This is a genomic window from Acinetobacter sp. TWP2-2-3 (assembly GCF_049896445.1).
Taxonomy (GTDB): domain Bacteria; phylum Pseudomonadota; class Gammaproteobacteria; order Pseudomonadales; family Moraxellaceae; genus Acinetobacter.
Genome location: NZ_JAFCUI010000013.1, coordinates 1 through 25,595 on the forward strand (window position 1 = coordinate 1; position 25,595 = coordinate 25,595).

27 protein-coding genes are annotated in these 25,595 nt (G+C 43.6%); 11 read left to right on the forward strand and 16 right to left on the reverse strand.

Going from position 1 to position 25,595, the window contains the following annotated elements:
• Positions 1-514: 514 nt before the first annotated feature.
• The 3 genes from ACP7AK_RS13600 to def form a co-directional block, all read right to left on the reverse strand.
• Positions 515-2,545, reverse strand: coding sequence for a TonB-dependent copper receptor (locus ACP7AK_RS13600; protein ID WP_425880119.1), 2,031 nt, complete (start codon positions 2,543-2,545; stop codon positions 515-517).
• 72 nt (positions 2,546-2,617) lie between these two features.
• Entirely contained in the window at positions 2,618-3,028 is a 411-nt protein-coding gene (locus ACP7AK_RS13605; protein ID WP_004644876.1) for a DUF2946 family protein, read from the reverse strand.
• Between the two features lie 92 nt (positions 3,029-3,120).
• Positions 3,121-3,651, reverse strand: a complete 531-nt coding sequence (def, locus tag ACP7AK_RS13610; RefSeq protein ID WP_044112406.1) for a peptide deformylase — start codon at positions 3,649-3,651, stop codon at positions 3,121-3,123.
• Between the two features lie 120 nt (positions 3,652-3,771).
• Here def and ACP7AK_RS13615 point away from each other — a divergent pair, with 120 nt between their 5' ends.
• Genes ACP7AK_RS13615 through ACP7AK_RS13625 form a run of 3 tightly spaced genes read left to right on the forward strand, consistent with a single transcriptional unit; the run spans position 3,772 to position 6,733 of the window.
• Positions 3,772-4,926, forward strand: coding sequence for a LysM peptidoglycan-binding domain-containing protein (locus ACP7AK_RS13615; RefSeq protein WP_243474751.1), 1,155 nt, complete (start codon positions 3,772-3,774; stop codon positions 4,924-4,926).
• A gap of 56 nt (positions 4,927-4,982) precedes the next feature.
• Positions 4,983-6,122, forward strand: a complete 1,140-nt coding sequence (gene dprA, locus ACP7AK_RS13620) for a DNA-processing protein DprA (protein WP_253145948.1) — start codon at positions 4,983-4,985, stop codon at positions 6,120-6,122.
• 41 nt (positions 6,123-6,163) lie between these two features.
• Positions 6,164-6,733, forward strand: a complete 570-nt coding sequence (locus ACP7AK_RS13625; RefSeq protein ID WP_086044343.1) for an L-threonylcarbamoyladenylate synthase — start codon at positions 6,164-6,166, stop codon at positions 6,731-6,733.
• Positions 6,734-7,178: 445 nt separating this feature from the next.
• Here the strand turns inward: ACP7AK_RS13625 and ACP7AK_RS13630 are convergent, their stop codons facing one another.
• On the reverse strand, positions 7,179-8,075 hold the full coding sequence (locus tag ACP7AK_RS13630; RefSeq protein ID WP_425880120.1) for a DMT family transporter: 897 nt from the start codon (positions 8,073-8,075) through the stop codon (positions 7,179-7,181).
• Between the two features lie 190 nt (positions 8,076-8,265).
• On the opposite strand from ACP7AK_RS13630, the gene ACP7AK_RS13635 reads away from it, so the two are divergent.
• The 3 genes from ACP7AK_RS13635 (at position 8,266) to ACP7AK_RS13645 (ending at position 10,899) form a co-directional block, all read left to right on the forward strand.
• Complete coding sequence (locus ACP7AK_RS13635) at positions 8,266-8,811, forward strand: glutathione peroxidase (protein WP_005249624.1); 546 nt, start codon at positions 8,266-8,268, stop codon at positions 8,809-8,811.
• Positions 8,812-9,141: 330 nt separating this feature from the next.
• Positions 9,142-9,741: a hypothetical protein gene (locus ACP7AK_RS13640; RefSeq protein ID WP_425880121.1), complete on the forward strand. Its 600-nt coding sequence runs from the start codon at positions 9,142-9,144 to the stop codon at positions 9,739-9,741.
• A gap of 141 nt (positions 9,742-9,882) precedes the next feature.
• The gene (locus tag ACP7AK_RS13645; protein WP_425880122.1) at positions 9,883-10,899 is read left to right on the forward strand and encodes a pirin family protein; all 1,017 of its coding nucleotides are present in this window, start codon (positions 9,883-9,885) and stop codon (positions 10,897-10,899) included.
• A gap of 29 nt (positions 10,900-10,928) precedes the next feature.
• Here ACP7AK_RS13645 and ACP7AK_RS13650 read toward each other — a convergent pair whose 3' ends face one another.
• Positions 10,929-12,305 carry an NAD-dependent succinate-semialdehyde dehydrogenase gene (locus tag ACP7AK_RS13650; protein WP_425880123.1) on the reverse strand — a complete coding sequence of 459 codons (1,377 nt, stop codon included), beginning with the start codon at positions 12,303-12,305 and terminating at the stop codon, positions 10,929-10,931.
• A gap of 363 nt (positions 12,306-12,668) precedes the next feature.
• Between ACP7AK_RS13650 and ACP7AK_RS13655 the strand changes: the two genes are divergently transcribed.
• The gene (locus ACP7AK_RS13655) at positions 12,669-13,307 is read left to right on the forward strand and encodes a hypothetical protein (RefSeq protein ID WP_138743286.1); all 639 of its coding nucleotides are present in this window, start codon (positions 12,669-12,671) and stop codon (positions 13,305-13,307) included.
• 51 nt (positions 13,308-13,358) lie between these two features.
• On the opposite strand, the gene ACP7AK_RS13660 is transcribed toward ACP7AK_RS13655, so the two are convergent.
• The 10 genes from ACP7AK_RS13660 to ACP7AK_RS13705 all read right to left on the reverse strand — a co-directional run bounded on the left by ACP7AK_RS13660 (position 13,359) and on the right by ACP7AK_RS13705 (position 21,555).
• Positions 13,359-13,778 carry a F0F1 ATP synthase subunit epsilon gene (locus ACP7AK_RS13660; RefSeq protein ID WP_004732608.1) on the reverse strand — a complete coding sequence of 140 codons (420 nt, stop codon included), beginning with the start codon at positions 13,776-13,778 and terminating at the stop codon, positions 13,359-13,361.
• Between the two features lie 27 nt (positions 13,779-13,805).
• The gene (gene atpD, locus ACP7AK_RS13665) at positions 13,806-15,200 is read right to left on the reverse strand and encodes a F0F1 ATP synthase subunit beta (RefSeq protein WP_004644863.1); all 1,395 of its coding nucleotides are present in this window, start codon (positions 15,198-15,200) and stop codon (positions 13,806-13,808) included.
• A 26-nt stretch (positions 15,201-15,226) separates the two neighbouring features.
• The gene (gene atpG, locus ACP7AK_RS13670; RefSeq protein ID WP_004644862.1) at positions 15,227-16,096 is read right to left on the reverse strand and encodes a F0F1 ATP synthase subunit gamma; all 870 of its coding nucleotides are present in this window, start codon (positions 16,094-16,096) and stop codon (positions 15,227-15,229) included.
• A gap of 89 nt (positions 16,097-16,185) precedes the next feature.
• The gene (gene atpA / locus ACP7AK_RS13675) at positions 16,186-17,730 is read right to left on the reverse strand and encodes a F0F1 ATP synthase subunit alpha (RefSeq protein ID WP_004644861.1); all 1,545 of its coding nucleotides are present in this window, start codon (positions 17,728-17,730) and stop codon (positions 16,186-16,188) included.
• A 45-nt stretch (positions 17,731-17,775) separates the two neighbouring features.
• Entirely contained in the window at positions 17,776-18,312 is a 537-nt protein-coding gene (locus ACP7AK_RS13680; RefSeq protein WP_004280992.1) for a F0F1 ATP synthase subunit delta, read from the reverse strand.
• Between the two features lie 12 nt (positions 18,313-18,324).
• Entirely contained in the window at positions 18,325-18,795 is a 471-nt protein-coding gene (locus tag ACP7AK_RS13685; RefSeq protein ID WP_004280990.1) for a F0F1 ATP synthase subunit B, read from the reverse strand.
• A gap of 39 nt (positions 18,796-18,834) precedes the next feature.
• Positions 18,835-19,080 (reverse strand): F0F1 ATP synthase subunit C, encoded by a 246-nt coding sequence (gene atpE / locus ACP7AK_RS13690; RefSeq protein WP_000424060.1) that lies wholly within the window; start codon positions 19,078-19,080, stop codon positions 18,835-18,837.
• A gap of 85 nt (positions 19,081-19,165) precedes the next feature.
• Complete coding sequence (gene atpB, locus ACP7AK_RS13695) at positions 19,166-20,041, reverse strand: F0F1 ATP synthase subunit A (protein ID WP_004644859.1); 876 nt, start codon at positions 20,039-20,041, stop codon at positions 19,166-19,168.
• 110 nt (positions 20,042-20,151) lie between these two features.
• Entirely contained in the window at positions 20,152-20,544 is a 393-nt protein-coding gene (locus tag ACP7AK_RS13700) for an ATP synthase subunit I (protein WP_004280982.1), read from the reverse strand.
• A gap of 174 nt (positions 20,545-20,718) precedes the next feature.
• Positions 20,719-21,555, reverse strand: a complete 837-nt coding sequence (locus ACP7AK_RS13705) for a metal ABC transporter solute-binding protein, Zn/Mn family (protein ID WP_005105131.1) — start codon at positions 21,553-21,555, stop codon at positions 20,719-20,721.
• Between the two features lie 146 nt (positions 21,556-21,701).
• Here ACP7AK_RS13705 and ACP7AK_RS13710 point away from each other — a divergent pair, with 146 nt between their 5' ends.
• From ACP7AK_RS13710 to znuB, 3 genes are read left to right on the forward strand one after another with little or no spacing between them, the layout of a single operon-like run.
• Positions 21,702-22,199, forward strand: a complete 498-nt coding sequence (locus ACP7AK_RS13710) for a transcriptional repressor (protein WP_085064895.1) — start codon at positions 21,702-21,704, stop codon at positions 22,197-22,199.
• Positions 22,172-22,963: a zinc ABC transporter ATP-binding protein ZnuC gene (gene znuC, locus ACP7AK_RS13715; protein ID WP_171065008.1), complete on the forward strand. Its 792-nt coding sequence runs from the start codon at positions 22,172-22,174 to the stop codon at positions 22,961-22,963. Before ACP7AK_RS13710 ends, znuC begins: the two co-directional genes overlap by 28 nt.
• A 3-nt stretch (positions 22,964-22,966) precedes the next feature.
• On the forward strand, positions 22,967-23,767 hold the full coding sequence (gene znuB, locus ACP7AK_RS13720) for a zinc ABC transporter permease subunit ZnuB (protein ID WP_138743288.1): 801 nt from the start codon (positions 22,967-22,969) through the stop codon (positions 23,765-23,767).
• 74 nt (positions 23,768-23,841) lie between these two features.
• Here the strand turns inward: znuB and ACP7AK_RS13725 are convergent, their stop codons facing one another.
• A complete protein-coding gene (locus ACP7AK_RS13725; protein WP_425880124.1) occupies positions 23,842-24,462 on the reverse strand; it encodes a LysE family transporter in 621 nt (206 codons plus the stop codon).
• Positions 24,463-24,622: 160 nt separating this feature from the next.
• On the opposite strand from ACP7AK_RS13725, the gene ACP7AK_RS13730 reads away from it, so the two are divergent.
• On the forward strand, positions 24,623-25,537 hold the full coding sequence (locus tag ACP7AK_RS13730; protein WP_005105126.1) for a Dyp-type peroxidase: 915 nt from the start codon (positions 24,623-24,625) through the stop codon (positions 25,535-25,537).
• Positions 25,538-25,595: the final 58 nt, after the last annotated feature.

The window sequence follows — 25,595 nt, forward strand, 5'->3', positions numbered from 1 at the left end:
AAACTATTTTTCAAACTTATCAAATAAAACCCAACTCAATTAAACTCAACTAAGTCACTGTTTTATCAGAGGTTTTAATCTTCATCACCGCCGATGGATGTGCATTCTACAGCATTTCAAAGCCCGTGCAATACTTCTTGCAAAGATTTTTTATCGTGTGTTTATTTTTCAAACCAATAAAAATATAAGTAATTGTTATATATAGTTAATTTATTTTCATTATTTTTGAATTTTATTGAGCACATCCAACAAAACCAACCTAAAAAAAAACTAAGATATTGTTTTATTTGAATTTAAATTATAAAAGTCTTTATCACATGACTTATATCGTTCAATTCACACTCTATTCTTGTTTGATTCTTCAGCAACCTGGCGTTTATATATACAAAACTTGTTTTATCCGGTATTCTTCCAAGATACATAGGCCCGATTTAAATATGAAAAATTGATTGCAACGCTAAAAATTAAAAAGCCATCGCTATTGAGCAATGGCTTTTGGAATATTAAGCAACAATTAGAATTTCATACTGACACGTGCCCAGTAATTACGTCCCATATTATTAAACTGCTCGGTTGCTGGTAAACCTGTCCCGGAAGCACCCATTTTATTTAAGTGCTCGGTATAAGTCCGGTCTAGAACATTATCGACTCCGACTGATACATCCACGCTATCCATAACATGGTAGCTACCGTTTAAAGACAAAATACCAAAGCCTGCGCTCTGCTTGTTATCATAACCCACAATATTACCTTCGTTAAGACTGATCCGGTTTTGACCACCCACTACACGCCATAGCAATCCAAAATTATATTTGTCTTGAACATAGCGCAAGTTAACACGGGCTTCTAAAGGAGAGATTTGTGGCAAAGGCGTATTATCTGTGGTGTTTTCACCCCAGGCATACATGGCGCTGATATCGGCCTGCAGGCGGTCAGTAAACTGGTAACCAATTCCAGCTTCTGCACCAGCGATAGTGGCATCGACATTACGGGTATGTGCTTCAAGCATTCTCATCATGCCAGTAGGTTTATAGGTTGTTAACACATAATCATTGATCAAACCTGCGTATGCGGATGCCCATGAATTGAAATGACCATGCTCATGTTGATAACCAAAATCTAGCTGTAATGTCTTTTCAATATCAATATTGGCAAAAGTATTAACGTTATCATTTCCCGTTTTAGGACTGAATAATTCCCAGTAATCCGGCATACGCTCGACATAACCCAGGCCAATATAGGTCTTGCCATCATCATGATCGGGATGATGATTTTCAAAACGAATAAAGGCACTCGGTAAAGTTTCTTTGCGTTCCTGTTGAGATTGAACAGCGTCTACATTGACCTGATCAAGACGAACACCAGACACCAGCTTATTGTTATCACTGAACAGATAACTCAGTTCTCCAAAAGCTCCCACAGACTGGAATTCCATATCTTTAGTTCGTGGCTGAGTTTGATACAGCGTCATCAGACTTCCGTTACGTTTAGTATGTTCATTATTCTGACTATCAATACCAGTAATCAGCTGCAATTTATCCCACTCATTGGTCATTGCCATACGCGCGTTCAATGTTTTACGTGTCACATTGGTCGCCATTGGCATACTCATCATTCCTCCAGGCTGGAACTCACGTAAACTAAAGTTATCCATAACGTGGTCATTAAAGTTATAGTTCACTTGAGCTTCGACTTTTTGAATGATATCGGTAAGATTTTTCTTTTCTACACGAAGTCCTAAACTTTCGCGGGCAAACTTGGAACCGTCCATTGCACGGCCGGCATAAACTGCTTCACCATCAGCTTTACCGCCAGTCAGCTCTACCCAGGTATCTGTATCTGGAGTCCAGCCCAATGCCAGATCCGCATTCCAGCGCTCCCAATCTGAAGGTACAGTGGTTCCATCTCCATCTTGATAGCTATTCAATACCGAACGATTGGTATTGAGTCGGACATATTTCTGATCATCGCCTGCTGCAACTTCGACATTATGATCCAGACGGCCAAATGACCCCATCAAGACACTGGCCTGACCGCGATAGTTTTGATCTTGATCAAACTGTTCCGGCGTACGTTCGAAAATCACTGTGGCCGCAGAGCCAGTATTGGCATACTGAACCGTTTGCGGTCCTTTAATCACCGAAATACGGTCATAGCTTTCCGGAGAAATATAAGAGGTCGGCGAATCCATACGACTTGGACAGGCGCCCAGGTTTTCGGTGCCATCAGTTAGGATCTTAATTCGTGAACCAAACATGCCGCGGAACGTCACATCACCATTAGTGCCGGCACCGCTATTGACCGAACTAAAGCCGACAATACTTTGCAAATAATCCGCACCATCACTGGCAGGAATCGGTTGAATCGGCTGTTTTGGATCAGCGCGGACAATCAGCCCATTGGCATCATTACCTGATGCTGACGTCACCACAATCGGGGCAAATGTCTGAACCGGCATGGCGTCATTGGCCATCACTATCGAAGAATAACAAGCAACACAAATCGCAGCCGCAAGTGGCTGTAAAGAAAATTTAGGCTGAGCCATTTCTCTATCTCACTAAATACATAAATTAGGCACGGCTTGAGTCAATACCAACCCAAGCTGAAAAATGCAGATTTATGCAGGCAGTGGTGGCGCTCGCCCCTGAGGAATTAAGAAGAGTTGCTGAAGGACAAACCAGACATGCTTAAAGGTTTTTTGATAGGCAATTAAACGGACATGAATCCGGTCAAGAACCTGTTTGATGTCCAGATCAGGCGGTAAGACTAAATTGGCATGAACCTTACAGTACTGACACTGATGATTGGCATCATGATGATCATGTTGAAGATGATCAGATTGGATAAGGTGACTATGCTCGCCAGCGCTATGCTGCGCATGAGCATCTGTCGCGATAAAAAGCGCACGCGTGATGGTTTCACAGACCGGAGCAACCTGATATTGCTTCGGTAACAAAGGCTGTAAAAATACAGCAATCTGTAGAAACACAGCTGCAAATGCAAATAGCAGCCCCGCGCGTAAAAACACAGGCTATTCCTAAAACATGCTTATGTTGATTATAACAAAGCCCAATCAGAATTGGGCTTTGTTAGACCATTTAAATAAACTTTAAAATGATCCTAGCGTTTCACTGCCACCTTGTCTTTATTACGCTGGCGAACCAGTTTTTCCACTTTTTCACGTGCACGTTGACGTTTTAATGGTGATAAATAATCAACAAATAATTTGCCATTTAAGTGATCCATTTCATGTTGGATACACACAGCGAGAAGTCCGTCAGCATCAAGCTCAAATGCTTGACCTTGCAGATTAATTGCCTCGATTTTTACACGTGACGGACGGTCAACTTTATCGTATATTTGAGGAACTGATAGACAGCCTTCTTCGTAGGGCTGCGTTTCTTCAGTCAATGGTGTAATTTTGGGGTTAATAAACACCATCGGTTGATCTTTATCTTCAGACAGATCCATAACAATCAGCTGAATATGACGATCCACCTGAGTCGCGGCAAGTCCGATACCTGGTGCTTCATACATGGTTTCAAACATATCTGCAGCGAGCTGACGAATTTCATCAGTTACTTCTTCGACAGGTTGGGCAATGGTACGAAGACGGGGATCCGGGAAACTTAAAATAGGTAATAAGGCCATACTGCATCCTCAATTATGCCATTGATCAAAAAACCAAATGAAGGGAATGCTTCATCAAAAAAATGTGTGTAAGATCGTTATTATAACGCAACTACGCACATAATTTTAGGAATTATGATAATGAAAAAGGTTTTAAAGGGCATGCCATTTTTTAGTGCCTTGGGGTTTAAAAATCAGATGCTGGCACTTGCTATTTGTGTAGGCGTCAGTATGGGGACCATTCATTCCGCCGAGGCAGCACCTGCACGTAACGTCAATCCACCGGCATTAAAAGCCAGTGCACCGAACGTGTATGTGGTGAAAAAAGGAGATACACTTTGGGATATCTCGAAACGCTTCCTGAAAAATCCGGTACGTTGGCCGGAAATCTGGGCCAGCAACAAGCACGTCAAAAATCCACACTGGATTTTCCCGGGTGACCGCCTACTGATGTGTGATTACCAGGGCCGTCCGATTATTGGTAAAGACGAAGGTGATGGTTGTGAAGGCATTATCAGCCGTTATCTGGGTAGCACCTCCTTGCAACCTCAGATTCGGGTTGAATCGTTAAACAATACCATTCCAGTAATTCCACTAGAACATATCAAGCAGTGGTTGGAACGCTACACCCTGATGGCACCTGATTCAGTTCAAGGTACGCCATATATTCTTGGAACTGCCGATCAGCGCGTACTGGCAGGCAAAGGCCAGAAAGTCTATGTACGTGGTAACGGTCTGGAAGTTGGTCAACGCTATGCCGTGTATCGCGAAGCTGAACCGTATGTATTTACCGATGCGAATGGCAAGAAATATACGGCTGCACTCGAGCTGCAACAGGTGGCATCCGGTATTGCAGTTCGTGGCGAAGGTGATGTCACCACACTTGAACTGACAGATAGTTACAATGCTGAAGTACGTCGCGGTGATCGTGTCTTACCAGAATACGATCCAATGTTACCGACTCTGTTCTATCCGACCAATGCAGAAAATATTGCTGCCGGTGGCCAGATTGTGCGTGTATTGGGGTCAATTGGTACAGCAGCACGTCATAGTGTTGTCACCATTGACCGTGGTACGGCACATGGAGTTCAGACGGGTCATGTCTTTAGTGTGAATCAAAAAGGTGAAGTGGTCACTGATCCTAAAACTAAAGAACGTGTGCAATTGCCAGGTGAGCGTATTGGCCAAATCATGGTATTCAAAAACTTCGATCAATTAAGCTATGCCTATGTGCTAGAGAGCGAATTACCAATCAAGGTTGGTGCAGGAATTCAAGCACCTCTTTTAGATGAATAAATATTTGTCTAAATAAAAAAACTTAATAATAAGAAGACAACCCTATAGGTCTCAATATGCTGAACCCGTTATCACGCGCGCAACTGGAAACAATTACGTTATGGTATCTGGTTCAGCATTCTCTTTCGAGTTTCTATAAAATCAGTCAACATTATGCCGAACTGGCGCATGCCCTTCAGCCGGATCAAGTACCCGTCTGGCAAGCACTCGGCCTTCATGCCAATCATGTGCAGCGCTTAAAAGAGTTTTACCTCCCAGAAGCGCAGCAAAAATTTCAGCGATGTCTGCAGCAGATCCAGCAGGATAGCGATTTTATTTTGCTGCACAGCGATCCGCATTATCCTCAGCAGTTGCATCCTTATGCAGATAAACCACCGATCATTTTTGGTCAGGGTAGATCCGATACCCTGCTTCAGGCACAGATTGCCATTGTGGGCAGCCGCAAACCCAGTCCACACGGCCGGCAAGTAGCTTATGACTTTGCTTTTTATTTGAGTGAACAGGGTTTCTATATCAATAGCGGTCTGGCATACGGTATTGATGAAGCAGCGCATCGGGCTGCGTTACAGCATCAAGGCACGATTGCGGTGATGGCGACCGGACTGGATCAAACCTATCCAGCACAACATCAATCACTACGCCAGCAAATCATTGAGCACGGTGGTGCAGTAATCAGTGAGTTTCTACCAGATACGCTGCCTTTGCAGCACCATTTCCCACGGCGCAACCGAATCGTCAGTGGTTTAAGTCTAGGTGTGATTGTGGCAGAAGCTGCATTAAAAAGTGGTTCTCTGATTACGGCTAAACTGGCAGCTGAGCAAGGTAAAACTGTGTTTGCCATTCCGGGACATATTTACAGCGAGCATTATCAGGGTTGTCACCAACTGATTCGTGAGGGTGCGATTCTGATTGATCATCCACAGCAGGTCATCGAAGAACTGGCACTGGCGACGCAATGGCAGGCTTTAGAAAATACCACCAAAACGAAAGTTACTGAAGCAACATCACAGCAAATTCCACCGCATCTGCTCAGTCTGTATAATCAGCTGGACTGGGTGGGACAGAGTTTGGATCAACTGGGAACGCAGGTTCAGCAAGAGGTATCTGCTTTGACCAGCCAACTCATGGAACTGGAGTTACTCGGTTTTTGTACCCAGCAAGCCGGCCTCTATCTACGTTGTCGGATTCTCAAATAAGGTTCACAATAGCGCTTTGTTGTTTGATATAAGGTATCCACATGATCACTACCTCTGTTGCCGAAGCAGCAGCATGGCTTAAAGATGGACAAGTCTTGGCATATCCTACAGAGGCTGTTTGGGGCTTGGGTTGCGACCCCTATAATGAACAGGCATTTCATCAGATTTTAGAATTAAAACAGCGCCCGATTGAAAAAGGCGTGATTCTGCTGGCAGCTCATCTTTCACAGGTAGAACATCTGTTGCAGGATTTAACTGAAGAAATGCGTGAAAAAGTGATTGAATCCTGGAACCATGACAGACCTGCTGATCGCGCGACCACCTGGTTACTTCCTGCAAATAAAGACATTCCTGACTGGATTAAAGGTCATCACCCTAAAGTAGCCGTCCGCGTGACCACTCACCCGCTCTGTGTCGCATTGTGTCAGGCCTTTGGCGGTTTTATCGTTTCTACCAGTGCCAACCCTGCCGGTATGGAACCTGCCCGCTCACTGCAGGATGCGATCCGCTATTTTGACCAGAATCTAAATTATCTGAATGGTGACCTCGGTTTAAGTCAGCAACCAAGCCGCATCATTGATGCAGTGACTGGCGCAATTATTCGTGACTGAGTCCTGTCTGATTTAGTCGGGACACTCAAGCCCGACTAAAGTTTTAAGACAAAAAAAAGCTCAGCCATATAGGGATGGCTGAGCATAAAAAAGGATGTGCATAAATCACATCCAGAGGGTTCAGAAAATCTCTGGGAGTCTGATAAAACAAGGATTTTCTTGCTTGATCATTCTCGATGGGCGCATTATGAAAGAAACTGAATGCGACGACAAGTACAATAAAACAATCAAATAATACATATTTTCTATTAATAGCAAACAATTTTTGAGCAATATTCAAAATATCTTGCTCTTTCTATTCTCTTTTTAAAATAAAACGATATTTTTCTATTTGTTTTAACATTTGAAAATTAGCATTTAAAAGGGGATTTCAATTAAAAAAGTTTTGATCAACCGCTCAATATTTAATCAGACAAAATTCTTAATTAGCTCTTTTAATTCCTGATTAAGCGGATCTTCCGGGATATTGAGCACAGAGGATTCCAAGTAAAATGATGCCACCGCCGATACTGTGATACATGGTCCACGCTTCACCCAGCCACAAATATGCGACTACTGCAGTAAAAACCGGCATCAGATTCATAAAAATACTGCTGCGATTGGGACCAAGTTGCTGCACAGCCATCATCCAGAATAACGGCGCGGCAATGGATGGGAAAATTCCGGCATAGATAATGCTGGCTGCATTAGCATGATTGATGCTGTCCAGACCTAAAATCAATACCAAAGGAATATGATAGAGAAAGGCCATAAAAATCTGAATATACAGGCTCACTAAGAGTGGAATCTGAATCTGCCATTTTTTCAGAAACACGCCATAACAGGCATAGAAAAATACTGCGATCAACATCAACAGATCGCCAATATAACTTTCACCAACAGTTAAAAACTGCAGGCCCTGCCCTTGTGCCATGACATACATTAAGCCAATAAAAGACAGAAGACTCCCCAGCACTGCAGCCTGTGTTGGGCCAATCCTTAAAACAAAAATACCCACGATAATGGTAAAAATAGGAATAAAGGCATTGATCAGGCCCATATTGGTTGCAGTGGTATAGTGTGCCGAACTATAAGCCAACCCCTGATAAAGCACCATTCCCAGCGCACTCAAAACAGCAAAATGCCCGAGATATGGACGGATCTCCGGCCACGCTGCTTTGACTTTGGGCAACATGAATGGAGTTAAAATCAGTAAGGCCAAGGCCCAGCGGTAGAAACTGATACTGATGGGAGAAATATAATCTGCCACATAGCGGGTGACAGTCATATTCAGAGACCAAATCAAAACTGCGGCCAGTGGTAAGGCCATGGCCCACCAGACTGCCTTTTGTTGCTGTGTCATACTTTCATCCATGAGTCGCTGGTCTTGTTATTAAGCTATGCGTATTCGCGCATCCTAGCATAATAGATTTTTCACATAATATTGAGGCAATTTGCAGCTTTAAGTAACTGAGCTCACCTGTTTTTACTTGTACTGAAAGCGAATACCCGTTAAAACAAATACCGTTCAGTCGCAATAAACAGGAAATCTAATGACTCGCTCTGTATATGACATTCCAGTCAAAACCATTGAAGGAACAGAAACCACTTTAAACCAGTACCAAGGTAAGGTTTTGCTGGTGGTTAACGTCGCATCTAAATGTGGCCTGACGCCGCAATATGAAGGCTTACAAAAACTGTATCAGGACAAAAAAGCGGAAGGTCTGGAAATTCTGGGCTTCCCTGCCAATAACTTTTTGGAACAGGAACCGGGTAGCGAAGCCGAGATTCAGGAATTCTGCTCAGTGAATTATAAAGTTGACTTCCCGCTATTTGCTAAAATCTCTGTCGCGGGTGAAGACAAGCATCCTTTATATGCCAACCTTACGCAGGCTGTACCGGAACGTATCGGTGAAGGCCCTTGGTGGAAAGATCTGGTCGATTATGGTTTAACCCCAAATCAGCCACCAGAAGTGCTCTGGAACTTTGAAAAATTCCTGATCAATAAAAATGGTGAAGTAGTGGCACGTTTTGCTCCAGATATTACTGCAGATGATCAACGGATTGTCGATGCAGTGAATGCAGAACTTGCAAAATAATTCTCGATTATTCTCATAAGCATCAAGCTTGAAATAAGTATCTATTTTCTTGGTAGATACTTATTTTTTTTATTTAAAAACGATTATTTAATTGCATTAAAATTCACCTAAAAACATTTTCAAAGTGATTGCAGGCCAAACAAGCCAATTTGGTGAGAGCAAAGTACTTCTTTACCAGCTTTTAATAATCTTTTTCTTGTTTTTGAATAGAGCAACGTTCGCAACCCAGAAGAATTGTTATGAGTTTGCAACAATCTTTTTTATCTCCATAGTTTGTCCTTATATTAAATACTACTCAAATTCCATCACCTGTATCGAGACTCTGATTCCATGTCCAAGATTCTTGCCAATGCTGTCCTTCCTTTCGCATTATTTAGCTCTGGAATTTTACTGATGGGCTGTGAACAGGCTGTCGAAGCACCGGCTGAACAGGCAGATACCACGACCTCAGATCTGGAACCAGCCTCTCAGCAACAGAGTTCAGCAGCACAAACCGAACTTAAATCGGGCAATATGTTTTATATGGTTCGTGATGTCGCCGACTTGCAGCTCAAGGCCGGCAGTTATGTAGAACAGTTAAAACAGACCCAGACCGAACTGCAAACGGCGGTCGAAGCTAAAGATACCCAGCAACTGGAGTCCACTGCGACCCAGCTACAACAGCAACTTAGCAGTTTTAATCAGGTGTTAGGCAACCTGAACTTGAAAAGTCAGGAAATTGACCAGATTCGTGACAACATTATGACCGCCAATCAGCAAGTTCTGGCTTCTCCTCTTTTAAATGGTCAGGTGGATTTCAGCCAAGTGAACTTGAAAAAGATTGAATCCCAGATGGTTAATGTGCAATCCGAAATGGTCAAACTGGCCGGCTTGCTGATCCAGAATCCAGATCAGGAATCAAAGAGCAATACTGATCAGGACAATACTTAAAATACCTAAAAATCTCATTTTGAGGCGATTGATCGAAACCCACCTTCCTCAATCGTCTTGCAGGCTATACACTGTTATGGATTATAAAAATTATATTTAGATCAAGAATTTTCATCTAATCAGATCATCAGGAGTTCAATCATGTCGAATTCAGTGCTGTATTCTGTGGTTCCAGTCACATCCCGGCTTGATCTGAAAGATCCTTTTATTTTTACCGTTCATCATCAAGATCATTATCCGCAAGGCAATGTCGAATTAGGCACAGTTTCCCCGCCACAGCAGCATGAATATGACATGTATTATGGCGAGAGTATTCCCGGCTTTCCGGAGCATCCGCATACTGGCTTTGAAACCATTACCATTGTCGAGCGCGGTTATGTCGATCATTTTGACTCGCTGGGAAACTCGGGACGTTATGGCGCGGGTGATGTGCAATGGCTGACTACCGGCAATGGGGTACAGCATTGCGAGATGTTTCCTTTAGTCCATCAGGATCAGGACAATCCTCTGGAGCTGTTTCAAATCTGGCTGAATTCCTCACCGGAACAAAAAAAGCAGCCGGCCGATTATAAAATGTTGTGGCGTGAACATATTCCACATGTATTTTCAGCCGATGCGACCGGACGTAAAGCGGAGATCCGGGTCATTTCAGGACAGTTTAAACAGACTCAGGCACTGGATCGTCCGCCACATTCATGGGCAGCCATTCCAGAGAATCAACTCAATATGTATTTAATCACTTTAAAGCCGGAAGCAGAATTAACCATTCCTGCCAGCACTGCTACTGCAACGCGTTTTTGTTATTTTTATCAAGGTAGAAGCTTGGAGCTTGAAGGACAGAAGATAGCGCCGAAGCATCTACTTGAACTCAAACCGGATGCAGATATTCAGCTCAAAGGTGGGCTGCTGGAATCACATATTTTATGGCTGGAAGGTGAACCGATCGGTGCACCAGTTGCCATGCATGGACCTTTTGTTTTGAATAGTGCGCAAGAGCTGGATACTGCTTTTCGCCGTTATCGCGAAACCCAGTTTGGTGGCTGGCCTTGGCCAAGCGCTGAACCGTCATTTCCACCAGAACATCCACGTTTCGCCAGTTATGAAGGCGGTAAACGTGAAGAATATTCAGACCAACTAGACAAAGAAACCACTAAATAGTGGCTTCTTTGACATTGGATCAGCTCATATTATTCTTTCGGGCTTTTGACAACGACTAGTTTCTTCTGCACAAACTCTCTAAAACCATCAATCGACAGTTCATGTCCATAACCGGAATTTTTGATTCCACCAAATGGCAATTCGGGCGTGGTGTCAGTAAACCAGTTGATCCAGATCATGCCGGTTTCTACCCGTGACGCCAGCTTTTTCGCCCGCTCAATATCCTGAGCATGGATCACGCCACCCAGACCATAATTGGAATCATTGGCAATTTCGACAATTTCATCATCATCCTTGGCCACATAGATTTGCGCCACCGGGCCAAAGAATTCTTCATACCAGGCTTCATTTTCACGCGTGATATTTTCCAGAATCGTTGGTGTATAGAAATTGCCTTGATGTTCTACAGCCTTACCGCCAATGACCACAGTTGCACCTTGTGCTACGGCCTTATCGACCTGCTTGGTCAGTTTTTCCAGCGCATCTTTTGAAGACAGTGGCCCTAAAGTGGTTTCAGGATCAAGCGGATCACCCAGTTTTAACTGTTCAAAGGCGTTCAGCATGCCGGCTTTGAATTGTTCGGCAATTTTTTCATGCAGAATAAATCGCTTCGCCGCCGTACATACCTGCCCGGCATTATTGACACGCGCCTGACAGCCTAACTTGATCGCGCGTTCCAGATCTGCATCATCGAGTACGATAAATACATCATTACCGCCCAGTTCCAGCGTTGATTTTTTAAGATGTTTGCCCGCCTGTTCAGCGACTGCACTGCCCGCACCTTCTGAACCTGTGAGTGCCACACCACGCACACGCTTGTCTGCAATTACTTCAGCGACCTGATCACTGCTGATAAACAGATTGGTCCAGACACCTTTGGGTGCGCCTGCATCCAAGACCAGTTGCTCAAAAGCTTCAGCACATTGCGGCACAATGCCGGCATGTTTTGCCAGAACCGGATTACCAATGGCACAGTTCGGTGCAAATACCCGCATCAGTTGATAAAATGGGAAATTCCACGGTTCTACCGCCATGATAATACCCAGTGGATGATGCTCAACCCAGGCCTCACCCAGTTCCGTTTCATAGGACACGGGCGCTAAAAACTCTTTGGCATGATCAGCATAATATTCGGCAATTTTGGCGCAGGTTTCGATTTCACCTTCACCCTGCTTGATCAGTTTCCCCATATCCTGGGTCATAAGCTTGGCCAGTTCAGCTTTTTGCGCTCGCATGTTGGTAGCCAATTTACGCAGTACTGCAATACGGATATCGACCTGCTGTGACCATTCTGACTTTAGAATTTTTTCTGCAGTATCGAGTGCATGTTGAATATCTTGATCGCTATGCGATGGGTAGTCTTTCAATTTTCGATTGGTAAATGGATTAATAGATTGATAAGCCATGGTTTTCCCTTTTTTCAATTATAAGTTTTGCCTGTTCTAAACTTCTATCGTATTAAGCTATAACAAGCGAAATCTGTTCGAATCATTTAACTTATCACTGATTTTTTTATGGCGTGTGCAGGTTTACAGATTGGTTCAAAACATTACTGAGAAAGGGTAAAAGTTATATCGAGTGGTACAAATTAAAATTTATTTAAGAATCGGAAATGTAAAACCAACACTCTCAAGATCGATACTTGCAAAAATTCCAAGCTAAAACAAATAATCTAAATCAGCTGTTTTAAGGTGATGCTAAAAATATAAATTTCAAATTTTCAGGTGTGTAGTACATTATTCTATATAGTAGAAAAAAGAAAATTCATAATGAGTCAAATACCATCTAATATCATTCAAACAGCAGAAAACTATTTTGATAATACAGTTTTAGAAACGACTGATACTATTTTTCAAGAAATTTTAAAAGCTTTTCCAATAGCATCTTCAGGTTTAGCGATTTATAAAGTTTTCAGAAGCTATAACGAAAAGCAAAAATTAAAAAATATCCTGGAATTTATAAAGGAAGGTGAAAAGTTAGCATCAGGAACATTACTAAAAATCTTCAAGAATCAAAACAACTTAGAAATAGGTGGTGAATTACTCAATGCTTTAGATAAAGTCTATTTAATCCATCAATCTAAAATGCTCGCTCGTTTAGCTCTTTTATATGATGCGAAAGAAATAAATCGTGAAAATTTTTTAAGATATGCTCATATTATTCCTCAATTTACATCGTTTTTATTAGAAGGGTTAGAAAAAGCCTACTTATCATTTGAAATGAACAAATCCAAGAAGGATTACTACCTTACGAATAATGAATGTAACTTTTCAGCATCTGAATTAGAAAAGTTTGGTTTTTTGTACGTAGTAGCTACATTTGGTTCTGGCAATAATTATGGTAGAGAAAAAGACTTAATCTTTTTTTATGAACACATATATAAAAACAAACATGATAAGAACCTATGAACTATAAAAAAACCACCCTTTCGGGTGGTTTTTTCAATCTCAAACCGTCTCTTATTGAGCGCGGTTTTTGATTTTGCGGATCGTTTCCAACTGTGCAGCAGTTTCTGCAAGAGCAGCCAAAGCAGCAGCAGCGTCCAAATCGCTCTTTTGATTCGCAAGCAATGCTTCAGCGTGTTTACGCGCTTCAACAATAGCTGCTTCATCTAAGTTTTCTGCACGGACTGCAGTATCTGCAAGAACCGTAACAACATGCGGTTGAACTTCTAGAACACCACCAGATACATAGATCAACTCTTCTGTACCGTTTTCCAAAATAACGCGGATCGCGCCAGGTTGGAGCAAAGTTACCAGCGGAGCATGGCCAGGCATAATACCCAACTCACCGCCAGCACCTTTTGCAATTAGCATAGTTATAGTGCCTGAGTACAAAGACTCCTGAACACTTACAACATCACATTGCATAGTCGCCATGAGAATCTCCTAAATTAGAGTAGCTAATTAAAGTTTCTCGGCTTTAGCAATAACTTCGTCAATACCACCAACCATGTAGAACGCTTGTTCTGGGATGTGATCGTATTCACCAGCTAGAAGACCTTTAAAGCCACGAATCGTTTCTTTAAGAGATACTAATTTACCAGGAGCACCAGTAAATACTTCAGCTACGTGGAACGGTTGAGAGAAGAAACGCTGGATTTTACGCGCACGGTAAACAACCAGTTTATCTTCTTCAGCAAGCTCGTCCATACCAAGAATCGCGATGATGTCTTTAAGCTCTTTATAACGTTGCAATACGTTCTGTACAGAACGTGCAATTTCATAATGCTCTTGACCAACAACTAACGGATCTAACTGGCGTGAAGTTGAGTCTAGTGGATCGATCGCTGGGTAAATACCACTCGACGCGATGTCACGGCTCAATACAACAGTTGCGTCTAAGTGAGCAAACGTTGTAGCAGGCGATGGATCTGTTAAGTCATCGGCAGGTACGTATACCGCTTGGATTGACGTAATAGAACCAGACTTAGTCGATGTAATACGTTCTTGAAGAACACCCATCTCTTCTGCAAGTGTAGGCTGGTAACCTACTGCAGATGGCATACGACCTAGAAGTGCTGATACTTCAGTACCCGCTAGTGTATAACGATAAATGTTATCTACAAACAATAGTACGTCACGGCCTTTACCGTTTTCGTCTTTCTCGTCACGGAAATATTCAGCCATAGTAAGACCAGTCAACGCTACGCGTAAACGGTTACCCGGTGGCTCGTTCATCTGACCGTAGACCATTGCTACTTTGTCTAGAACGTTAGAATCTTTCATTTCGTGATAGAAGTCGTTACCTTCACGAGTACGCTCACCAACACCAGCAAACACAGATAAACCTGAGTGAGCTTTCGCGATGTTGTTGATCAACTCCATCATGTTTACAGTTTTACCAACACCGGCACCACCGAACAGACCAACTTTACCACCTTTCGCGAACGGGCAAAGTAAGTCGATGACTTTAATACCAGTTTCTAAAAGGTCAGTAGAAGCCGCTTGTTCTGCATAAGAAGGCGCTTGACGGTGAATTGGTAAACGCGCTTCAGTCGCAACAGGACCAGCTTCGTCGATCGGGCGACCAAGAACGTCCATGATACGGCCTAGAGTCGCTGTACCTACTGGTACAGAAATCGGCGCGTTAGTGTTAGTTACGTTCAAACCACGCTTAAGGCCTTCAGTAGAACCCATTGCAATAGTACGAACTACGCCATCACCAAGCTGTTGCTGAACTTCTAAAGTAGTTTCAGTACCATCTACTTGGAGAGCGTCATAGATCTTAGGAACGCTGTTGCGTTCAAACTCGACGTCGATAACCGCGCCGATGATCTGAATGATACGACCGCTATTCATTGCTGTCTCCTCAATTCAAAATAATGTTAAACGGCAGCGGCACCACCAACGATCTCAGAAATTTCCTGAGTAATCGCGGCTTGACGCAGCTTGTTATAAATAAGTTGCAGGCTCTTAATGATCTCGCCTGCGTTGTCTGTCGCTGCTTTCATAGCGACCATACGTGCAGACTGCTCACATGCGATGTTTTCAATCACACCTTGATACACCACAGACTCGATATAGCGAACCAACAAGCCATTTAAAAGCTCTTCAGCTTCAGGCTCGTAGATGTAATCCCAACCGTATTGACGGTTCAGATTCTTGTCCTCTTCAGCAGCAGCCAAAGGAACAAGTTGTTCGATTTTTTGATTTTGAGTCATGGCATTGACAAAGCCGTTTGACACTAGATAAATACGATCTAACTCGCCTTTATCATAAGCATCCAACATCACCTGTACAGAACCAGATAACTGCTCAAGACTTGGGGCATCGCCGACTTGCGTCGTCGCACCAAGCACTTTACCGCCGTAGTTTTTAAAAAACGAAACCGCTTTTTGACCAATTAAAGCAAATTGAACTTCAATTGACTGCTCTTGTTGCTGTTGAACGTGTTTAACCACTTTCTTGAACAGGTTAATGTTCAAACCACCAGCAAGGCCACGATCTGAAGACACAATGATATAGCCAACGCGCTTAACCGGGCGTTCAACCATATAACGGTGTTTGTATTCAGGATTCGCTTGGACCAAATGAGCAATTACACGGTGCATATTTTCGGCATACGGACGGCCTTGAGCCATGCGCTCTTGCGCACGACGCATCTTAGAAGCTGCTACCATTTGCATCGCTCGAGTAATCTTCTGCGTGCTCTTGATACTAGCTACTTTGGCGCGAATTTCTTTTAAATTTGCCATACGCTTAACCTAGTATTCGAAAGCCCTTGCGAGCTTCCGAAGGTTGATTCCGTGAACCAAACCGACACTAAATTCAACAGAGGTTGAAATTAGTAAGTTTGAGTCGCTTTAAAGCTTTCAATACCTGCTTTGATTGCAGCTTCGATGTCTTTGTTGTAATCACCAGAGGCATCGATTTGTTGCATTAACGCAGCATGTTCTGAACGGAAGTAAGAAATTAACGCAGCATCAAAGTCTACGATTTTCTTAACGTCTACGTCAGCCATGTAGCCTTCGTTAGATGCATAAATTGAAACAGCTTGGTCAGCAATTGAGTATGGAGCATATTGTTTTTGCTTCATTAACTCAGTTACACGTTGACCATGTTCAAGTTGCTTACGAGTTGCTTCGTCAAGATCAGAAGCGAACTGAGCAAATGCTGCCAATTCACGGTATTGCGCCAAAGCAGTACGGATACCACCAGACAATTTCTTGATGATCTTAGTTTGCGCTGAACCACCAACACGAGATACAGAGATACCCGCGTTCACAGCAGGACGAATACCTGCGTTGAATAATGATGTTTCAAGGAAGATCTGACCATCAGTAATCGAAATTACGTTGGTTGGTACGAATGCAGATACGTCACCCGCTTGAGTTTCAATAATCGGCAATGCAGTTAATGAACCAGTTTGGCCTTTAACTTCACCGTTAGTGAATTTCTCAACGTAGTCAGCAGATACACGAGAAGCACGTTCAAGTAGACGCGAGTGTAGATAGAACACGTCACCTGGATACGCTTCACGACCTGGTGGACGGCGTAAAAGCAATGAAATTTGACGGTAAGCAACAGCTTGCTTAGACAAGTCATCATAAATGATTAACGCATCTTCACCGCGGTCACGGAAGTATTCGCCCATTGTACAGCCAGAATACGGAGCTAGATACAGCATTGCTGCTGGATCAGCTGCAGCTGCAGCTACAACAGTTGTATACGCCATAGCGCCAGTTTCTTCTAGCTTGCGTACCACGTTAGCGATAGTCGATTGTTTTTGACCGATTGCTACGTATACACATTTAATGCCAGAGTTTTTCTGAGCGATGATCGCGTCGATCGCCATTGCTGTTTTACCAGTTTGACGGTCACCAATGATCAACTCACGTTGACCACGGCCTACAGGGATCATTGTATCTACTGATTTATAACCAGTTTGTACAGGTTGATCCACTGATTGACGCCAAATTACGCCTGGTGCTACTTTTTCAACAGCATCAGTTAATTTTGCATCAATAGGGCCTTTACCATCAATCGGGTTACCCAAAGCATCTACTACACGGCCTAAAAGTTCTGGACCAACCGGAACTTCTAATACACGACCTGTGCAACGCGCTTTTTGACCTTCTTGAAGGCTTAAGTAGTTACCTAAAACAACGACGCCCACTGAATCCTGTTCTAGGTTCAGTGCCATACCGTAAAGGCCGCCGTCGAATTCGATCATTTCACCGTACATAGCGTCAGCTAAGCCGTGAATACGCACAATACCGTCGGAAACCATAACAATGGTTCCTTCGTTCTTAGCGGTTGCGCTGGTGTCCAGATCGCCGATACGCTGTTTAATGAGCGCACTGATCTCGGATGGATTCAGTTGTTGCATTGCGCTATACCTCAATCTTTTTAAAGTTCAGTCTTCTAAATGCAATTAAGCAAGAAGACGAGTACGCATTTTTTCAAGCTTGTTAAGCGCAGAATCATCTATCACTTGGTCGCCTGCACGAATAACTACACCAGCAATCAGCGCTGGGTTAACTTCTACAGAAACATTTACGGCAGCTTCGAATTTTTTCTCTAATGCATGCGCAAGTAATTGTTCCTGTACAGAAGTCAATGGGAATGCAGATTCAATCACTACATCCACAGTATTGTTATTCTGTGATTTAAGCTGCTCATATTCTGCTGCAATCTCAGGAAGAAGAACCAAACGGTTATTCTCTGCAAGCAATGTCAGGAAGTTAGACACTGCTGCAGTTTGGTCTTCACCTAAAACTTTCGCAAAAAGAGCCACCTGCTCAGCAGGTGTAAGCTCAGGGCGATTTAGATAAGCTGAAAATGCTTCGTCTTGCACCGCAGCACTGAGCAATTCAAGTGCTGTTGACCAAGAGTCAGTTGCACTTTGCTCAGAAGCGTAAGCAAATGCTGCTTTAGCGTATGGGCGTGCCAACGTCAAGAGTTCAGCCATAATCCGCCTCTCTTAAAGTTTAGCAGCCAGCTGAGTCAGCATGGCATTGTGAGCTTCTGCATCAACTTGCTGGCTAAGAATTTTCTCAGCACCAGTTACTGCAAGAGCAGCCACTTGTTGACGCAATTCTTCGCGAGCAGCATTGATTTCAGTATCAACAGCTTCTTTAGCCTGTTGACGAATACGCTCACCTTCAGCCGCAGCTTGGGTACGCGCTTCTTCGATCAATTGTGCACCACGACGGTTCGCTTGTTCGATCAATTGAGCCGCTTGTGCTTTTGCCGCGTCTAACTCAGCTTTCACTTGTGCTTGCGCATCTGCAAGGTCAGCCTTCGCTTTTTCAGCAGCATTTAAGCCATCAGCGATTTTACGCTGACGTTCACTAATCGCATTGATTAGTGGTGGCCATACAAACTTCATGCAGAATGCGACAAAAATCGCAAACGCAATCGCTTGGCCAAACAATGTGAGGTTGATATTCATTGCAAATTCCTCAAATAGTGAATTTCGGAATTAAGCTGATTAACCTACAAATGGATTAGCGAAGATGAAGAACAAGCCAATACCAACACCGATCATAGGCACAGCATCAAGAAGACCCGCGATTAAGAACATACGAGTTTGAAGTTGTGGAGCCAATTCTGGTTGACGAGCTACAGCTTCAAGGAAACGGCCGCCTAGAAGACCAAAACCAATCGCAGTACCTAAAGCACCGAAAGCGATCAAGATAGCAGATGCAATTGCAACTAGACCTAAAGTGAGTTCCATGATAATTCCTCAGAGGTTAGGTTTTATACCAAATTAAGTTAAAAAATTGTGTGCCCAACCATCCGTTGACAGTTAGGCAATACCATTAATGCTTTTCGCTTGCCATACTCATGTACACGATAGTCAACATCATGAAAATGAATGCTTGTAGCGTAATAATCAAAATGTGGAAAATCGCCCAAGGCACAGACAACGCCCACTGGATCCAGAACGGTAATAACGCGATAAGAATGAAGATTAACTCACCCGCATACATGTTACCGAACAGTCGTAGAGCCAATGAAACTGGTCGCGCCAAGAAAGTAGTCAATTCCAACAATAAGTTGAATGGAATTAAAAGCACTTTAGCAACTGGATTACTTGGGTTAAATGGGTTCAGTGCTAACTCACCAACGAAGCCGCCAACACCTTTCTCACGAATACTATAGAAAATAATTAAGAAGAATACAGAAATAGACATACCGAGGGTAATGTTTGGATCTGTAGTCGGAACAATTTTAAAGTAAACCTGATGAGGGTCTACACCCAGCATAGAAGCAATCGCGTGTTGAGCTACATAAGGAATAAAGTCAACAGGGATCAAATCCATCAAGTTCATGAGGAAAATCCACACGAAAATGGTTAATGCTAAGGGTGCAATTAATCGAGACTTCCCGTGGAAGGTATCACGTACACTTGAATCTACAAACTCGATAATCATTTCAATTGCAGACTGGAACTTGGTAGGAACACCAGCATTAGCCGCTTTCGCAACCAACCAGAACAACAAACAGAAAATCAGACCCAGTCCGATAGACCAACCCATTGAATCCAAGTGAATAGCAGTGAACCCCATCTGTTGAGCTTCAGCACCGCTCTCGGCCAATTTCCACGTACCGTCCGGCATTTTGCCATAGGTCATGTTGGTCAAGTGATGCTTGATATACTCGGTCGAAGTAAGGGCATGTTCTTCAGCAGCCATAAATCACACCTGGTCAATGTCAAAAAACTAATAGAACAAACGAATATCGCGTGCTGCTTGATATCTCGCCTGCTCCTGAAAAACTTTTCAATTTCTTGTTGTGCTTATACTCATTTTTGTAGACGTGACGCCCAAAACGGAGCGACCCACGACATGGCTTGAACAAGTATAAAACCACAAAACAACGCCACCGCTGACAACGGTTTAACATTGCTTAAAATTAAAATGAAACCAACAATCACAATGGCAAACTTTCCCATCAAGCCTTTATACATGTTCGAAAGAACTTGTTTAGACGCGCGGGCTCCTGCTGCTCGAAACGATTGCCACGAAAAATAACAAGTCGCGAGCCAACATACCAGTGCACCTAATGCTGCACTCAAGGCTGCGGTTGAGTCTTTCACGACCCAGCCGATCAAGGCTGAAACAGGGATCATACAGGCTTGCAGGAGGACCAAAGCTTTCGCTAATCGTCGGTCAATCAAGCGACTAGTTCGGCTCATTATTTATTCACTCACAGCAATCATGCTTGACAAGTTTAACAGGTGATTATTTTTAATCGCAGGCATTATAGAGTTACACCCCTGAACATGCAATCTTTTCCCGACCTTAGTCGTGTTTTTTTAAATCGGGCCACTGCTGTTAAACTAATCAAAATCTGTCTATTTTTTAAACCATTAGCGTGCATTTAGTACACATTTCTGGGTTTCTGTAGCCAATTGCTGCCAAGCCTGCACAAAGTCCCTTGCCCCGCTCATGCTTTCATCGACATGCTGGAACAGTACCGGATTGAGTTTGCGGTACTGGTTTTCACTGGCATGACCTTCGGCCAGCAGACACATTTTGCGCTGTGGACGATGATCCTGTAAAAACTTGATTTGGGCTACGGTTGGCGAAACATGTGGATCATCGGTCAGCGCCCCCATGAATTTTAAATTGAGTGGGCGCTCAAGATACTGGTAGGCATCGTGATAAGACCAATAAGGTTTGGCCTTGTTGCTTGAACTATAACGCTGGGCCGTAGCAAACATGTTTTGTGCAAAGTCACGGGCATTTTTCCAGTAGCGTTCACGATGCTCCGGCAGTTGCTGCGAACGTAGCGCCGCAATAAAGAAACCTATCCGTACCGCATTATTCGGATCGAGCCAGACATGCGTGTCTACCGTATTTTTTAAGGCCTCGCCACGCGGATTACGCATCGGCAAGGTAGTCAAAATTCCGGAGTCTAAAAGTGCGATACCTTTATTACTTTCATTCAGCACTTTCGCCAAGGGTGCTTCATGCGCCTGACCCAGCCAGATCACCAGACCTGCATTCTGAATAGTTTTTCGATGCGCCGGAGTCAGACTCACATCATGTCCACTTTGGTTGGCCAGCAATAAAGTCGGCTGTTCCACACCTTGGGTAATTTTCTTGGCAATCAGATGGATCGGCTGCGTAGACACCACCAGACTTTGTGACCAACTGAGTGTACTGAACAATGCGAGCAGACTGATTGCAAGAAGACGGAACATGAGTAGAAATCACTTAAAAACGATAAAATCAGGAAGTGTTATAATATAACAAAAATACAAAAATACCTATGCCCAATCGAAACTCAGAACGCTTCATGTTAAGATTTGAAATCTATTAATTTTCAGTTTCGCACTTGAGGTGAACTATGGGTTCCTGTTCGCACGAACACCACAACGCATTGCACGGCGTGCACGACCATCCCAATGTCGCACAACGTCTTGCTGAAGCGGAAAGTCTTTGTGCAGCAAGCGGCGCACGCCTTACGCCTTTACGTAAAGAAGTGCTGGAACTCATTCTGAATGCGCATGGCCCGATGGGCGCCTATGATCTGCTGGCACAAATGAAAAATGCCAGCGATCGTCCTGCAGCCCCACCAACGGTGTATCGCACTCTGGATTTTTTATTAAGCAAAGGGCTGATTCATCGCCTGACCTCGATCAATGCCTATATTCCCTGTTGCCATCCGCGTGAAGGTCATCAGGCTGCTTTTTTAATCTGTACCGAATGTAAAGCCGTGAAAGAAGCGTCGGCTCAGGGCCTGCTCAATCAACTCGATGCACTGGCAAGCTCGGACGACTTCACGGCACATCACAGCATTATCGAAATTTCAGGAATTTGTCAGCAGTGCCGCAACAAAGCTTAAGTGCCTCTCCCCTGATTCAGCTCTCCAAGATCTGGGTCAAAATCGATGAGCGCGATATCCTAAAAGCCATTGATTTCTCATTACAAGAGAAAGAAATTGTCACACTGATTGGTCCCAATGGTGCTGGTAAATCGACCTTAATTAAAGTCATGCTGGGCATACTAAAACCACAATCGGGTGAGATCAAAACTGCGCGCAAACTCAAATTCTCTTATGTGCCACAGAAATTTAATCCATCATATAGCTTGCCGCTACGAGTGAAAGATTTATTGGCACTAGAAAAATGCCCGTCCCAGATTAAAACTGAAATTATCCGGGATACTGGTATTAGTAAACTGCAAGATTCTAAAGTTCAGCAGTTGTCTGGCGGTGAACGTCAGCGGGTGCTACTGGCCCGCGCCTTATTACGCCAGCCGGACATTTTAGTTCTCGACGAACCGATGCAGGGTCTAGACATCCAGTCCGAAGCTGAACTGTATGAATATGTGCGTAACTTGCCGGAAAAATATGGCTGTGCCGTACTGATGGTTTCACATGACTTGCAATGGGTGATGCAAGGTACGACTCGTGTGGTCTGCTTGAATAAGCATATCTGTTGTAGCGGGCTGCCGGAAAGTGTGCAGCAACATCCCGAATATCAGGCAATTTTTGGCACTAACCGGGTATTCTACCAGCATCATCATGATCATTGTGCGCATGGTGATTCTGCCACACCCTGTCAGCATGATTCGCGTCCTCATATTCACCCCGAGCCGGAAGCTTAAACCATGATGGATTGGTTACAACTCCTTTTACCTGCATGGATCATGGGAACGCTATTGGTATTTCTGACTGCACCGCTGGGCTGTCTCATGCTCTGGCGGCGTATGTCATTTTTTGCCGATACCATGGCACACGGTACTTTACTCGGTGTTGCCATTGCTGGAGCTTTAAGTTTACCGCTGTGGATGGGAGTCACTTTTATTGCCTTATTATTGGTCGGGATTTTGTGGGTACTGCATGACCCACGCCTGCCGAATGATGCCTTGCTGGCCTTATGTTCAGCAACACTGCTTTGCTCGGGATTATTGTTCATTCAGCATTTACCGAGTTTAAGACCGGAACTTCTCAGCTATCTATTTGGTGATCTACTGACGATTTCTTGGGCGGACTTACCCACCTTTGCTATCGTGATTATTCTGGCCTTAGCCGTTCTCTATAAAAGCTGGCAAGCGCAGATTCAAATCGCAATTGATCCGGACATGGCGGTCAGTGAAGGTGTAAATGCCAAATGGCAACGCCTGATCTTTATGTTGTTATTGGCATTGTTTACCGTGCTTGCCCTGAAAGCAGTCGGTTCACTCTTGATGGGGGCATTACTGGTGATCCCTGCCCTGACTGCACGATTACTTGCACATTCACCAAAACAAATGGTGATCTGGGCATTTGTGATTGCGCAAATTGGGGTGACCGTGGGTCTGTGGTCGAGTGCCGGTCTCAATACTTCGACTGGTTTAACCATTGTCCTGACCATGGCAGTGCTGTTTGCACTGATCTTCTGTGTGCAAAAGTTTAAAAAGCTGGCTTAATCTTTCTTTTAAATCATGATGATTTTCTAATGATCTATTCCGCCTCTCTCCTTTAAGGAGAGAGCAAACACTCTTTATTGATGCACCAAACTCAATAAAAATGCAGCGCCTGCAAATAAACCGGCAAAAGTCCGGTTCATGACTTTTTGTTGTTTCGGTGATTTTAGTAGCCTTAAAACTTTAGCAGCCAATCCGGTATAACCCGCCATCACAATCAGATCAATCGTCACCATTGTCGCAGCCATAATCAAATACTGAATCCATTGAGGCTTGGACAAATCCAGAAATTGCGGCAAGACGGCCAGTAAAAATACGATGGCTTTAGGATTACTGATATTAACCAAGAAACCATGCAATACCAGTTTCCCTCTCGATTTTCGCGCCAATTCATGTTTAATTTCGATAGATTGTGCAGGTGCTTTCCACTGCAAAATAGCCAAATACAATAAATAGCCGACACCAAACCATTTCACCACTAAAAATGCCCACGGGGTTGTCGCAAACAAAACTCCCACGCCTGCCGCAACCACTGCAATCTGCACCAATAACGCCAGTTGCAGACCCAGCGCATTCCAGTAACCATGCCGAAAACCATAATTCAATCCGCTCGACATCGATGCAATTGCACCAGCGCCCGGAGACACACTAATCACCCAGCAGGCCAGCATATAGGCAAACCACATTTGATAGGACATGGATATTTAACTCAGCAAAACTTGCCCAATATTATATGAATTTTCTAATAAAATCAGGCTAAAAACCTGCTTAAATATAAGGCATTGCACTATTCACTCTGTCTAGCTTCAGGCACAATATGTACATTAAAAACAGGATCTATCCTTACAGGAGCCATGAATGACAGCCCAATCGGTAATCTTGCCACTTCCTTCAGATCATGCCCGTTTTATTGTTTTACGTCTTAAAGATTTGAGTATTGAACAATTAAAAGAACAACTCGAACATCTTTTTACTTCGCGTGATCGTCTTATTACGCAACATCCTCAAGCACAAATTAAAACGGCAGTGGCTTTTGGTCCTGAACTGTGGGCAAAACTTTATGATCAAGCTCCTGCAGGATTTAAACAGCTTGCACCTATTCAGGGTTCATTCGAAATGCCCGTGGTTCCAGCAGATGTACTGATTCATATTGCCAGTGCCCGTGCTGATATCTGTTTTGCGCTCAGTCAGGCTTTTTTTGAAGGTATTCAGGCCCAGGTTCAGGTACTGGATGAGCGGGTATGCTTCCGATATTTTGATGGTCGTGACATTACTGGCTTTATTGATGGGACTGAAAATCCGCAATTCCCGGATGATCGTGCTGAAGTCGCATTATTAGGTGAAGATTCAGGTATTTTCCAAGATGGTTCATTTATTTTTGCCCAGCGTTACGCGCATAACCTGGAAAAATGGAAAAAGCTAAAAGTTGATACTCAGGAACAGGTTATGGGTCGCACCAAGCTTGAATCCATTGAATTGGATGATGAAGTCAAACCTGAAAATGCGCACGTGGCACGTACTGTAGTTGAAGATGAAGAAGGTGAAGAAATGGAAATCCTGCGTCACTCCTTGCCATATGGTGACGGACGTGGCGACCAGGGTCTATTCTTTATTGCCTACACCAAAGACCTGAAAATTATTGATGCTATGTTAGAACGTATGTTCGGTACATCTGGTGATGGAATTCATGACCGCCTGCTGCATTTTGTAACACCTCTGGATGGTGCCTATTACTTTGCACCGAGTGAGGAGTTACTGGAAGAGGTTTTGTAAATTCACTTTAAAATTAAGCATAAATCTTATTTCGATTTATGCTTTTTAACTAAGATTA